This is a genomic window from Kitasatospora sp. NPDC002551 (genome assembly GCF_040296005.1).
GTDB lineage: Bacteria > Actinomycetota > Actinomycetes > Streptomycetales > Streptomycetaceae > Kitasatospora.
Genome location: NZ_JBEOWI010000014.1, coordinates 70,243 through 82,030, shown reverse-complemented (window position 1 = coordinate 82,030; position 11,788 = coordinate 70,243). Strand labels below are relative to the sequence as shown.

General features: G+C 73.6%; 9 protein-coding genes. 6 read left to right on the top strand and 3 right to left on the bottom strand.

Annotated features, from left to right (window positions below; genetic code table 11):
* The first annotated feature begins 36 nt into the window (after positions 1–36).
* From ABT093_RS15255 to ABT093_RS15230, 6 genes are all read left to right on the top strand, one after another.
* The gene (locus tag ABT093_RS15255) at positions 37–1,305 is read left to right on the top strand and encodes a sensor histidine kinase (protein ID WP_350564330.1); all 1,269 of its coding nucleotides are present in this window, start codon (positions 37–39) and stop codon (positions 1,303–1,305) included.
* Positions 1,302–1,973 carry a response regulator gene (locus ABT093_RS15250; RefSeq protein ID WP_350564328.1) on the top strand — a complete coding sequence of 224 codons (672 nt, stop codon included), beginning with the start codon at positions 1,302–1,304 and terminating at the stop codon, positions 1,971–1,973. The genes ABT093_RS15255 and ABT093_RS15250 overlap by 4 nt, the downstream gene beginning before the upstream one ends.
* An 83-nt stretch (positions 1,974–2,056) precedes the next feature.
* Complete coding sequence (locus ABT093_RS15245) at positions 2,057–2,368, top strand: ArsR/SmtB family transcription factor (RefSeq protein ID WP_350564326.1); 312 nt, start codon at positions 2,057–2,059, stop codon at positions 2,366–2,368.
* A gap of 87 nt (positions 2,369–2,455) precedes the next feature.
* Entirely contained in the window at positions 2,456–3,652 is a 1,197-nt protein-coding gene (locus ABT093_RS15240; protein WP_350564325.1) for an MFS transporter, read from the top strand.
* Positions 3,653–3,710: 58 nt separating this feature from the next.
* On the top strand, positions 3,711–4,037 hold the full coding sequence (locus tag ABT093_RS15235; RefSeq protein WP_350564323.1) for a cupin domain-containing protein: 327 nt from the start codon (positions 3,711–3,713) through the stop codon (positions 4,035–4,037).
* A gap of 9 nt (positions 4,038–4,046) precedes the next feature.
* On the top strand, positions 4,047–4,508 hold the full coding sequence (locus ABT093_RS15230) for an SUKH-4 family immunity protein (RefSeq protein ID WP_350564321.1): 462 nt from the start codon (positions 4,047–4,049) through the stop codon (positions 4,506–4,508).
* A 28-nt stretch (positions 4,509–4,536) separates the two neighbouring features.
* Here ABT093_RS15230 and ABT093_RS15225 read toward each other — a convergent pair whose 3' ends face one another.
* The 3 genes from ABT093_RS15225 to ABT093_RS15215 all read right to left on the bottom strand — a co-directional run bounded on the left by ABT093_RS15225 (position 4,537) and on the right by ABT093_RS15215 (position 11,251).
* Positions 4,537–5,787, bottom strand: coding sequence for a hypothetical protein (locus ABT093_RS15225; protein WP_350564320.1), 1,251 nt, complete (start codon positions 5,785–5,787; stop codon positions 4,537–4,539).
* A gap of 384 nt (positions 5,788–6,171) precedes the next feature.
* On the bottom strand, positions 6,172–6,777 hold the full coding sequence (locus ABT093_RS15220) for a hypothetical protein (protein ID WP_350564318.1): 606 nt from the start codon (positions 6,775–6,777) through the stop codon (positions 6,172–6,174).
* A gap of 334 nt (positions 6,778–7,111) precedes the next feature.
* Positions 7,112–11,251, bottom strand: coding sequence for an FG-GAP-like repeat-containing protein (locus ABT093_RS15215; protein WP_350564316.1), 4,140 nt, complete (start codon positions 11,249–11,251; stop codon positions 7,112–7,114).
* Positions 11,252–11,788 lie beyond the last annotated feature (537 nt).

The following is an 11,788-nucleotide window of genomic DNA, read 5'->3' as shown; positions in this document are numbered from 1 at the left end:
GATGCCGGCCCGCCGGGCCGTGGCTAGCCTGGCCGGATGCTGAACGACGAGCGGGTCGCGCCCGTCCCGTGGACCAAGCGGCTGGCGCCCGTGCACCGGGCGTGGACGGACCCGTTCGCCGCGCTGGCCGGCACCGCCGTGACCGCCGCCCGGGTGCTCGACGCCGTGCGGGACTTCGACCCGCACGGGCGCGGCAACCCGCCGCCGGCCGGACCGGCCGCCGTGGCCGTCGCGCTGCTCGCCACGGCGCTGCTGGGCCTGGCGCTGGCCGCCCGGCGGCGGGACGGGGCCGGGGCGTGCGTGCTCGCGCTCTGCGCCTGGGCGGGGGCGGTGGCGGGGTGCCGGCAGCCCGCGATCGGGCTGGTCGTGGGGTTCTGGGCGGTGCTGGTCGGCGTGCTGGCGGCCTACACGGCGGCGGCCCACGACCGGCGGGCCGCGCGGGTGGCGCTCGGCGCGGCCGCGGCCGGCTGGGCGCTCACCCTGGCGGCGCCCTCCGAGGTGGGCGGCAATCTGCTGCTCGCGGTGATCGGGCAGACGGCCGGCTGGGCGGCGGGGGACGCGGTGCGCCGGCACCGCGCGCACACCACCGCGCTCGCCGCGCACCGGGCGGCCCTGGAACGCGCCGCCCGCTCGGAGGAACGGCTGCGCCTGGCGAGGGAGTTGCACGATGTGGTGGCCCACAGTCTGGGGGTGGTGAGCGTTCAGGCGGGCTACGGCCGGTACGCGCTGGAGCGGGCCGCGCAGCAGGACGGTCCGGCCGGGGCGGCGCTCGCGGCGATCAAGACGGTGAGCGCGGAGGCGCTGCGCGAGATCCGGGCGCTGCTGGCCGTGCTGCGCGAGGACGCGGAGCACGGGGCGCCGCCGCCCGCCCCCGTGCCCGCACCCGGTCTGGCGGCGGCGGATCTGGCGCGGTTGGCGGACCGGACGGTCGCCGCGGGCGTCGCGGTGCGGGTGCGGATCCGCGGCCGGGAGCGCGAACTGCCGCCCGGCGTCGGCCTGTCCGGCTACCGGATCGTCCAGGAGGCGCTGGCCAACGTGGTCCGGCACTCGGGCGCGGCCTCGGCCCGGGTGGAGGTGGAGTACCGGGACGGCGAGCTGTGGCTGGAGGTCACGGACGACGGTCCCGCCGGTGGTCCGGCCGGCGGCGGCGCCCGGGTGGCGGCGGCGCCCGGCGGCACCGGCCTGGCCGGGATGCGCGAGCGGGTGGCCCCGTACGGCGGCTGGTGCCTCGCCGGGCCGACGCCGGCCGGCGGGTTCCGCGTCACGGCGGGGCTGCCACTGGACGCGGCGGTGGTTCGGTCGTGACGATCCGCGTCGTGGTCGCCGACGACCAGGCCCTGGTGCGGGCCGGGTTCGCCGGCATCCTGCGCCTGGCGCCCGGATTCGAGGTGGCCGGCGAGGCCGCCGACGGCGCCCGGGCCGTCGAACTCGCCCACCGGGAACGGCCGGACGTCGTCCTCATGGACATCCGGATGCCCGGCCTGGACGGCATCGAGGCCACCCGCCGGATCACCGCCGGACCGTCCGGCAGCCGGGTGCTGATCCTGACCACCTTCGAGCTCGACGAGTACGTGCGCGGCGCGCTGCACGCCGGGGCCGGCGGCTTCCTGCTCAAGGACGCCGAACCGGCCGAACTCCTCGCCGCCACCCGGGCGGTGGCCGCCGGTGAGGCCGCGCTCGCGCCCAGCGTCACCCGCCGACTGGTCGCCGCGCTGCTCGCCGGGGATCAGCCCGCCGCCCCCGAGGACCCGGCGCGGACCCGGGCCCGGGCGGCCGTCGCGGCCCTCACCGCCCGCGAGCGCGAGGTGCTCGCGCTGGTCGGCGACGGCCTCACCAACCCCGAGATCGCCGCCCGCCTGCACATCACCGAGGGCACCACCAAGACCCACATCGGCCGGCTGCTGCACAAGCTCGCCGCCCGCGACCGCGTCCGCCTCGCGATCCTGGCCCACCACGCGGGCCTGTCCCGCTGACCTCGCGGCGGGTTGACACGCTTCTTCGTATCGAGAATATTAGATGCGTCTTGAGGGATCGGGCTTGCCGAAGGAGGTGGACGGTGGATCCGCTGGCCGTTCACAAGGCGCTCGCGAACCCCGCGCGGGCGGAGTTCCTGCACTGGCTGAAGACGCCGGAGCGCTACTTCGACGAGGAGTACTACCGCGAGCGCGGCGTCGGGTTCCACATCGGCGTCTGCGTGACGGACATCCGGGAGCGCTCGGGGCTGGCCCAGTCGGTGGTCTCCGGCTACCTGCAGATCCTGCGGGACGCCGGACTGCTGGTCTCGGAACGGGTCGGCAAGTGGACCTTCTACCGTCGTGACGAGGAGACGATCGCCGCCTTCGCGGCGTACGTCCGCGACGAGCTCTGACGCCCGGACGAGGGCGCGCCCGTGCGGGCGCGCCCTCGTTCTTCGGCAATATTCATCTAACTATCTAGATTTGTAGGTTGGTCTGCCATGGGAAAGACCGGTCCTGTCGTCCTGACCCTCTCCCTGGGGGTGTTCGGGATCATCACCACGGAGATGGGCGTCGTCGGCGTCCTGCCCCGGGTGTCGGAGGAACTCGGCGTGCCGCCGTCCACGGCCGGCTGGCTGGTCGGCGTCTTCGCGCTGGTGGTGGCCGTGGCCGGCCCGTTCGCCACACTGCTGGCCTCCGGTATCCGGCGCAGGGCCGTGCTGGCGACCGCCCTCGCGGTGTTCGCCGTCTCCAACGCGGTCTACGCGCTCACCGACAGCTTCGCGGTGATGCTCGTCTTCCGGATCGTGCCGGCCGTCTTCCACCCGGTGTTCTTCGCGGTGGCGCTCACCGCCGCCGCCCGGCTGGTGCCCCCGGAGAAGGCGACCCGGGCCGCCACCACCGTCTTCGCCGGGGTGACGCTCGGCTTCGCCTTCGGCGTGCCGATCACCTCCTACCTCGCCGAACACCTCTCCCTCGCCGCCGCGTTCTGGTTCGGAGCGGGCGCCAACCTGCTCGCGCTGATCGGCATCCTGGCGCTCTTCCCGGCCATGCCCGCCGAGCGGCGGCTCTCCTACGGCAGCCAGCTGGGGATCCTGCGCCGCCCCCGGCTCTGGCTCGCCCTGGCGGCCGTGGTGCTGGTCTTCGCCGCGATGTTCTCGGTCTACGGCTACTTCGCCGAGTACCTGGAGCGCGTCACCCACCTCGGCGGGTCCACGATCGGCGCCCTGCTGATGGCCTTCGGCATCGTGATGGTCCTCGGCAACCTCGTCTTCGGCCGGCTGCTGGAACGCCACCCGGTCGGGACGGTGACCGCCTTCCCGGTCCTCTACGTGCTCGTCTACGCGCTGGTCCGGGTGGTCGGCCCGTGGCCCGCGCCGATGGTCCTCGGGGTGCTGATCTGGGGGGCGGTGCACTCGGGAGGGCTGGTCGTGAGCCAGACCTGGCTGGCCCGGGACGCCGGGGACGCGCCGGAGTTCGGCAACAGCCTCTTCATCTCCTTCTCCAACCTCGGCATCACCCTCGGCAGCGCGATCGGCGGCCTCGTCGTCGCCACCGCCGGGGCACACCGGCTGCCCTGGGCCGGAGCGGCGTTCGCGCTGGCGGCGCTGGCCGCGGTGCTGCTGCGGCGCCGGCTCGGGCCGGAGCCCGCGAGATTTTACCGAACGGTCGACCAGCCGGCCGAGGCGCTCGGGTAGCGTCCGAGACCTCCCTTCCGAACACCACCGCGAGCCCCGCTCGCCGAGGAGGCCCGCCATGAACCCGGTCGACCTGTACGAGGCGGCGTCCGCGCTGCCCGCCCCGTGGAACTCCGTCGCGCTCGGGCGGGTGGGGACGGCCGCCGTGAAGGTGCTGCGGATGGACGGGCGGCCGCTGCCGGTCGAGGTGCACGACGACGCCGAGCTGCTGGTCGTGCTCGACGGCCGGCTCGAACTGCTGGTGGACGGCGCCGAGGTGACGGTCGGCCCGGGCGGGCTCTACCGGGTCGCGGCGGGCGCCCGGCACGCCGTCCGGCCGGGCAGCACGGGCACGCTGCTCCTGGTGGAGGCGGCCGGGCAGGCCGCTGTCGGTGGTGCGGAGTAGGTTGCCGCCATGGACGATGCCGAACTCGCCTCCCTGCTGGCCGGACGCGCCGGGTGCCCGTACCCCGGCACGTGGCAGGACGCCCCGTTCGAGGACCGCGCGGTCGACGGCGTGCGCTACGCGCTGGTCGCGGTCGACCCGGGGCTGACCGCGCTCGGGGTGCGGCGCGACGACGGTTCGCTGTGGTACCTGGCGGACGGCGGCGGGCACGGCCTGCTGAACAGCGGTGTCGCGGCCTTCGTCGCGTTCACCCGCGCCTACGCGGCGGCCGCCGCCGAGGCCGCCGCGTACGACGGCCCCGGCGACGACCTGGACGACGACGCCGCCTCGGAGGCGGCGGAGGAGGCGGCCGACGTGCTCACCGACCGGCTGCTGGAGCGCTTCGGCGAACTCGACGCCGCCGCGGTCGCCGACGAGAACGGGTTCTGGCACGTCGCCGCCGAGGAGCTCGGCTACGGCATGAGCGCGTGAGACGCGGCCGGCCTCGGGGCGGCCGACCTCAGGGGCGCCAGACCGCCGTCACGTGGGCGGGGTAGAGGCTGCCCGGTGAGCGGAGCAGCGCGAGGCCGACGACCAGTCCGGCGTTGTTGACGAACAGGGTGGTGTTGCCGGCGGTGTTGGCCGGGTCGAGGTCGGTGAGGGTGGTGTCGGCGGCCCAGATCCGGCCCGACTGGTACTGCCGGGCGGGGATGCCGTCCCACGCGTAACCGATCGCCGTCCCGGCGTCGTTGATGCCGACGGCCGTCGAGTTGCCGCCCGTCTGCGGCTGCCGGGGGAGCGGGGTGCGCGTGCCGTTCGGGCTCCAGCGGGCGGCGTGCGAGGCCAGGGCGGCCGGGTCGGGCTGGTAGCTGCCGACGACGGTGCCGGAGGCGTTGATCGCGGTCGGCTGGGTGTACGCGCCCAGGTCGCGCAGCTGCCCGCCGGGCGAGCGGACCAGCCCGTGCCGGCTGCTGCCGGTCCCCTGCGGACGGTCGGCGACGCCGGCCACCGTGCCCGCGTCGTTGATGGCGACCGGCCAGTCGCCGCTCCCGGCGGTCGGGCCGGTCTGGAACCGGACCGGGGTGCCGTCGGGGCGCCAGACGATGCCGTGGAACGCGCCGATGCCGGTGCGGGAGCGGCCGATGGCGACACCGGCGCTGTTGACGCCGATGACCTCGCTGGTGGTGTCGCCCGGCAGCGGGGCGAGGGTGACGGTGGTGCCGTCCGGGCGCCAGGCCACCGCGCGGGTGTCGACGGAGGAGGCGTAGGAGGTCCCGACCACGACGCCGTTGCCGGCGATCGCGACGGCCCTGCTGTACAGGTCGCCGGGCAGCGGGGGCAGCGCGGTGGGCGTGCCGTCGGCGGCCCAGCGGACGGCGGTCGACTGCCAGGAACTGGCGGCCGCGGGCCAGGAGATGCCGATGGCGAGGTTGGCGTCGTTCACCCCCAGGGCCTGCGCGTGGTCCGTGCCGGGCAGCGGCGGGAGGGTGGCGGGGGTGCCGTCGGCGGCCCAGCGGACGGCGCTGGCCTCGGCGCCCTGCCCCGAGGCGTAGGCGTAGCCGACGACGACGCCGTCGCGGTTGACGCCGGTGGGGTCGCTGTAGGACTTCCCGGGCACGCCGGTCGGCAGCACGGTCATGGTGGGGGCGGCGGTGGCGGCAGTGCTGGAGGCGGTGGCGGCGGGTGCGGCAGGGGCGGCCCCCAGCAGCGCTCCGGTACCGAGGGCGGCGACGACGGCGGTGGCCGTCCGGCGGCCCGGTCGGATGGTCATGGCACGGGTTCCCTGTCTGCTCGGCGGCATGTCGGCCCGGCCCGGGGACGATCGTGGTGGGCGGGCCGCTGGTGCGTACGGGTGGTGCGGGGTGCGCCCTGTGCTCCCGCCGGCGGTCGGGGCGGCGGTCGTTACGGGCGCGACTCTAGCCCGGCCGCCTCACGTTCGCAGGTGAATCGGCCACTCCGGATGCGTTCCCGAGGTACCGGCCGGGCGTCGCCCGTGTCGCCCGCGTTGTCCGGCCGGCGTCCGACGGTCGATCAGATGATCCCGCGCGGGCGCTTCTGGGGCATGGTTTCGGTTTCCCGGCAGCAACGGGCCGGGGCCGGTCGCGGGGGGAGATCGCGATCGGCCCCGGCTGTCGGGGAGGTGGGGGGAGCGGGGTCAGCGGAGCCAGGCGTGGTCGCGGACGACCGGGAGGGCGGCCCAGCGGCGGGCGAGGCCCCAGGTGCGGCCGGCGCCGGTGGTGGCGAGGGCGATGAACAGCAGGGCGTAGACGACGTGGTAGTCGAGCAGGGGATTGGTCGATCCGCTCGCGGCGCCGTCGGCGAGGTGGCGGGCGGGCGGCCACTCGGCGGCCCACATCAGGGCGAGCAGGAGGGTGCCGCCGGCGGCGGCGATCCGCAGGGCGACACCGCCCACGAGGGCGAGCCCGAGGCCGAGCAGGCCGAGCATGAACATCCAGTCCGCCCAGGCCTGTCCGGCCATCGCGTGGAAGGTCTCGCGCAGCGGCCCGGCGGCGACGTGGCTGAGGAAGCCCTTGGTCGGCGACGCGCCGTCGATCCACGCCTTGCCGTCGGCGGTGGAGTAGCCGAGCCCGAAGGTCTTGTCGGCGAAGGCCCAGAGGAACACGGCCCCGAGGGCGATCCGGGCGGTGGCGAGGGCGGCGCCGGCGGTGGTGAGGGCGTGCGGGGCGGCGTCGGTGGCGGCGGCGGTGCGGCGCGGGGAGATGCCGAAGCTGCGGTGGGCGGCGGCGTGCTGAACGGCCATGGCGGGGCTCCTCGGTGGGGGTGGGTCCGCGGGCGGGACCGGGGCGGACCGACGGGCGTCGGACCGGGCCGTGCGGCTGTGCGGCGGTGCGGCGGTGCTGATCGTTCGGTCAACCACCCTGCGGTGTCGCCGAGTTGGGGTCTTTCTCGGTGCCGTGCTGTCCTTCTGGTGTCCAGCCTGCCGTGCCCGGGGCGGTCGCGCTGCGGGCCGTTGGTCCCGGTCGGGGGAACAAGGGTCCCGAAGGCGGGCGGGAGCTCCGCGAAAACGCCGAACCCGCAACGGCGTTCGCCGTTGCGGGTTCGGTCGGGCCGGTGGTCGTCCGGCACGGGGGCGGTTACAGGATGACGTCGAAGAACGAGGTCCAGCCGATGCCCACCAGGGTGCGGCCGGACGGCAGGAAGTCGTACAGCTCACCGCTGTTGGTGATGCCGACCGCTTCCGCCGCGCCGTCGTTGTTGAAGTCGCTGACGAACGGGTCCCACTGTCCGGGCCAGAATCCGTTGCCCCAGAAGTAGCGCCCGCCGAAGCTGGTGCCCGTGGCGTCGCTGGTGTTCGGGAAGATGTAGAGGTCACCGCCGTCGGTGCGCCCGACGATGTCGGGCTTGAAGTCGCCGTTGACGTCCGCGACCCGGATGGTGATCCAGCCGGACGGCCACCAGCCGTTGCCGATGAAGACCCGGCCGCCCAGGGTGGAGGTGCCGGTGCCGCCGGTGCCGGGGTAGACCCAGAGGTCGCCGTTGGCGTCCCGGGCCACGACGTCGGTCTTGCCGTCGGCGGTGACGTCGCCGAAGGCCAGCGTGGTGTAGCTCCAGCCGTTGCCGATCAGGCTGCGGGCGCCGACCGTGTTCGTGCCGGTGCCGCCGGTGCCGGAGTACAGCCACATGTCGCCCTCGCGGGTGATGCCGACGATGTCGGTGTGGCCGTCGTTGTTGAGGTCGGTGCTGTAGGCGCTGGTCCAGTAGTCCCGCCACCAGCCGTTGCCGGCGAAGTAGCGGCCGCCGAAGGTGGAGGTGCCGGTGCCGCCGGTGCCGGGGTAGACCCAGACGTCGCCGTTGGCGTCGCGGGTGAGGATGTCGGTCTTGCCGTCCGCGTTGAAGTCGGGCCGGCCCTGGGTGCCGCTGGTCCACTGGCCCTGGCCGATGGCGTTGTAGATCACCAGGACGCCGTGTTCGAGGACCATCGCGTAGGAGTTGGGCTTGCCGTTGGTGCGGGAGCTCCAGAGCGCCTTGGAGCCGTCGGCGCTGTAGACCACGAGGTTGCCGTCGGCCTGCATCCGGGCGAAGGCGTTGGGGTTGCCGCCGGTGTTGGAGGCCCAGAAGACCTTGCCGGCCTTGGTGAGCACCAGGTTGCCGTCGGCCTGCATCGCCAGCTTGGCGGTGCCGGTGGCGAACTCCTGGCCGGAGCCCAGGTTGGTGCCGGCGGGGAGGCGGGCGCCGACGACGCCGTCGACGGTCCAGCCGCCGGAGAAGGAGTTGACGCTGCCGCCCCAGGCCTGGCCGTACCAGGCGAAGAGGGTGTTGTCGGCCTTGCGCGCCCACAGGTCGGTGACGCCGTCGCCGCTGATGTCGCCGACCGAGCCGACCGTCGGCCAGAGCTCCTTGGTGACGCCGACGCCCACCTTGGTGCGGTCCTTGGTGCCCCAGGTCGCCAGGTCGACGACGCCGTTGGCGTCCTTGCTGCCGTAGGAGCGCAGGATGTCGCCGTTGGCCTCGTCGCGCAGCCACAGGTCGGGGACGCCGTCGCCGTTGAGGTCGCCGGGGGCGATCACGGTGTACTTGTCCCAGTCGTTGCCGCCGACCAGGACCGGGTCGGTGTTGTCCAGGTAGTCGTTGCGCGCGCCGTAGTAGGCCCACAGGTACGAGCCCTCGCGCACCAGCAGGTCGGGGCGCCCGTCACCGTTGATGTCGCCGGGGGAGAGGATCTGGGAGTTGGCGTTCTGCCAGTGGTCGTTGCCGGACGGGCAGGTGCCCTCCGCGTCGGCGACCGGGCAGAACAGCTTGAGCTCCTGCTTGCGCTTGCCGAAGTTGACGCTCGCGGTGCCGAGGCCGTTGTTCGGGTAGCTCCACAGCTTGCGGCGCTTGTCGACGTTGTCGTACTCCAGGGTGACGAGGTCGTTGTAGCCGTCCTCGCCCCAGTCGCCGGAGTAGCTGATCCGCGGGTCGGTGAAGTTCAGGCCGCCGTTGGTGGCGGAGGAGAACTGGCCGTTGCCCTGGCCCGCGTAGGTCAGCAGGGTGCCGTTGGAGTCGACGCTCCAGATGTCCTTGTGGCCGTCGCCGTTGAGGTCGTAGGCCTCGTCGCGGGTCTGCGAGCGGCCGGCGTAGAACAGGTACGTCGCGGTGTCCGACCGGTTGCCGGCGGCGTCCTGGCTGAAGGCGTGCACGAAGTGCGGGCCCACGCCGGAGGGCTTGAGGGTGATCGTGGCGGTGCCGCCGGGGGAGGGGGCGTCCACGGACTTCACCGACTGGTCCCAGTCGGTGAAGTAGCTGTACCGGACGACGTCGCCGACGCCGTTGGAGGAGAGGGTGAAGGCGCCGGGGTTGCGGGCCTTGCCGGTGCCGGCCGGCCAGCCGTTGTCACCGTTGGGGAAGACCGAGGAGTCGATGTGGGGCGCCTTCGCCGGACGGGTCCGGTCGACGGTGAAGCGGCAGGTGGTGCTCCAGCCGGAGTACTCGCTCTGGTCGTACGCGCGGACCTGCCAGGTGTAGTCACCGGTGGGCAGTTCGGCGTCCGGCACGACCAGGGTGGAGACCCGGCCCTTGAGCGCCGGGATCCACTTGTCGGCGACCAGCGAGCCGCCGCGGAAGATCTGGAACTGCGCCGAGAGGTTGCCCGCGTTGGGGTCGTCGACGAGTGCGTACAGGCTGACCGTGGTGTTGCCGATCAGGCCGCCGGTGGCGCAGTCGGTGCGCGGGTTGGTGCCCAGGCCGGAGGGGGGCAGCGGCGGGTCGTTGTAGATCGTCTCCAGGTAGGCCGACTTGGAGTCGAACTTCTTCCAGCCGAAGGTGTCGCCCTCGTTCTCGGCGTACAGGCCGAGGGTGATGTTGGGGTCCCCGGCCGCGGCGACCCGCTGCATCTTCCAGGTGACGTCCCATTCGAGGTTGCCGCCGGGGCAACTGCTCGAACTCCAGCCCTTGGACTGGTTGACGGTGCCCAGCCAGTCGATCTTCCCGGGCTGGTTGGTCCAGGTGGTGTTCTTGTCGATGCCGCCGGTGTGCCAGAGCTGGACCGGACGGGCCTGGCAGGACCAGGACCAGGTGTTGTTGATCCGGAAGGTGGAGGCGATCACCTTCCGGCCCTTGATGTTGCTGGTGTCCAGCTGGAAGAAGGACCGGGAGAGGCCGTTGGTCTCGCTCTCGTAGCCGACCCGGGCCACCTCGTTGGCGTTCCAGAAGCTCGACTTCGGGTACTTCTTGTAGACCCGGGTCCAGTTCTGCCGCCCGCCCCAGGCCCAGGACGGGTCGATGTACACCGGGTACTTGGTGTCGGCGGCCGTCAGCAGCGCCTGGTCCGGGGTGATCTGCAGGGTGTTGCCGCTGACCGAGGTCGGCATCACGGCGTCCTTGGCGCCGGCCGGCTGCTCGAACCCGCTCGCGGGGTCGGTGGCTCCGCCGGTCAGCGCCGTGACACCGGCCGCGGGGGCGGCCGCCGACTTCGCGGCCGGGGCGGTGGCGGGCGCGCTGCTGACCGTGGTGGAGTCCCACATCATCGGCGGCGGGCTGGTGAACACCGGGCGCCCGGCCGGGTCGGTGGCCTGGACGGCGCCGGTGTTGGCGTCGGTGGCGACCGTCACACCGACCGTGGACATCGTGTACTTGAGCGTCGCCAGCTCGGGGTTGGCCGCCGCCTGGGCGGTCTTGACGACCACCAGCTGCGAGAAGCCCTCGACCTCGGCCTTCAGCTGGACGTCGACCCCGGGCAGCACCTCGGCGTAGGTGGCGACATTGCCGGCCAGCGTGGGCGCGGGCAGCGGCTTGGGCCAGGACAGCGAGAGCGTGCGCCCGTCCTTGACACCCGTCAGCAGCGGACCGGTGCCGCCGCCGGAGAAGGCGACGGTGACCGAGGCGGCCTTCGGCTTGACCGACCCGTCGGCGGCGAACTGCAGCGTTGGGTCGGTGGGCACCCAGGCACCGCCGCGCAGCACGCGCACCGGGGTCCCGTAGTGGCGCACCGAGAAGGTGCCGTCGGGGTTGGCCCAGGTGTCCGACAGCTCGGTGCGGGCGACGACGAGTTCGACGGGAGCGCCGGCGGTCCTGGCCTCCTGGAGGGCCTTCTCCTCGGGGCTGACCGAGCCGTCGTCGGTGGGCGTGGTGCCGGCGACGGCCGGGGCGGCCGGGGCGTCCTGGGCGGCCGGCAGCGCCTGGGCGACGGAGGGCGGCACGACGGCGAGGCCGGCCGCGAGCCCTCCCGCCAGTGCCAGGGCTATCGCCCCGGTCGGCCGCAAGCCTCTGCGGCCGGTCTGGGAATTGATGGTCACGCTGATTCCTTCGGGATGGGTTCCTTGCGCGAAGCGATAGGACTCTATACGCCTGGTCAACCCCCACCGGGCCGGGCAATTCCGCCCCCCGCGCAGCGGTGACTGTGAGTCATGAAATGGCTTTTTGCCAAACGTTGACTTTCCATCAGTCGCAATCTCCGCGATCTTGATCAATGGCCGCACAATCGGACATCTCACCCTTTCGTTCGCGGTGAAGACGCGGGGAAATTCGCCGGTGCCCCTTGCTAGCCTTCGCCGGCTCATTCAGAATCTTTGGAGGGGACCGGAGTGAGACATTCCGCTGTCCGCTGGTTGGCGACCGCTGTCGCCGCCACGGCGTTCATAGGTGTGCTGCCGGGGGCGGCCGTGGCTGCGGGTTCGCGCAGCTCACGGCCCGACCTGCCGGCTCTGCAGGACGTCAGGCCGGTGCCGGTCGCGCCGGTCCGGTTCGGCGACGGGAAGCGGCCGAACCAGGCCGCGGCCGCCGAGGGACCGGCGCCCGCCGTCGTGTGGCCGGACGCCGGCCGCATTTCCGCG

Coding starts and splice junctions, on each gene's coding strand:
- ABT093_RS15255 (WP_350564330.1), top strand. CDS start 37: ATGCTGAACGACGAGCGGGTCGCGCCCGTCCCGTGGACCAAGCGGCTG.
- ABT093_RS15240 (WP_350564325.1), top strand. CDS start 2,456: ATGGGAAAGACCGGTCCTGTCGTCCTGACCCTCTCCCTGGGGGTGTTC.
- ABT093_RS15220 (WP_350564318.1), bottom strand. CDS start 6,777: ATGGCCGTTCAGCACGCCGCCGCCCACCGCAGCTTCGGCATCTCCCCG.
- ABT093_RS15235 (WP_350564323.1), top strand. CDS start 3,711: ATGAACCCGGTCGACCTGTACGAGGCGGCGTCCGCGCTGCCCGCCCCG.
- ABT093_RS15230 (WP_350564321.1), top strand. CDS start 4,047: ATGGACGATGCCGAACTCGCCTCCCTGCTGGCCGGACGCGCCGGGTGC.
- ABT093_RS15225 (WP_350564320.1), bottom strand. CDS start 5,787: ATGACCATCCGACCGGGCCGCCGGACGGCCACCGCCGTCGTCGCCGCC.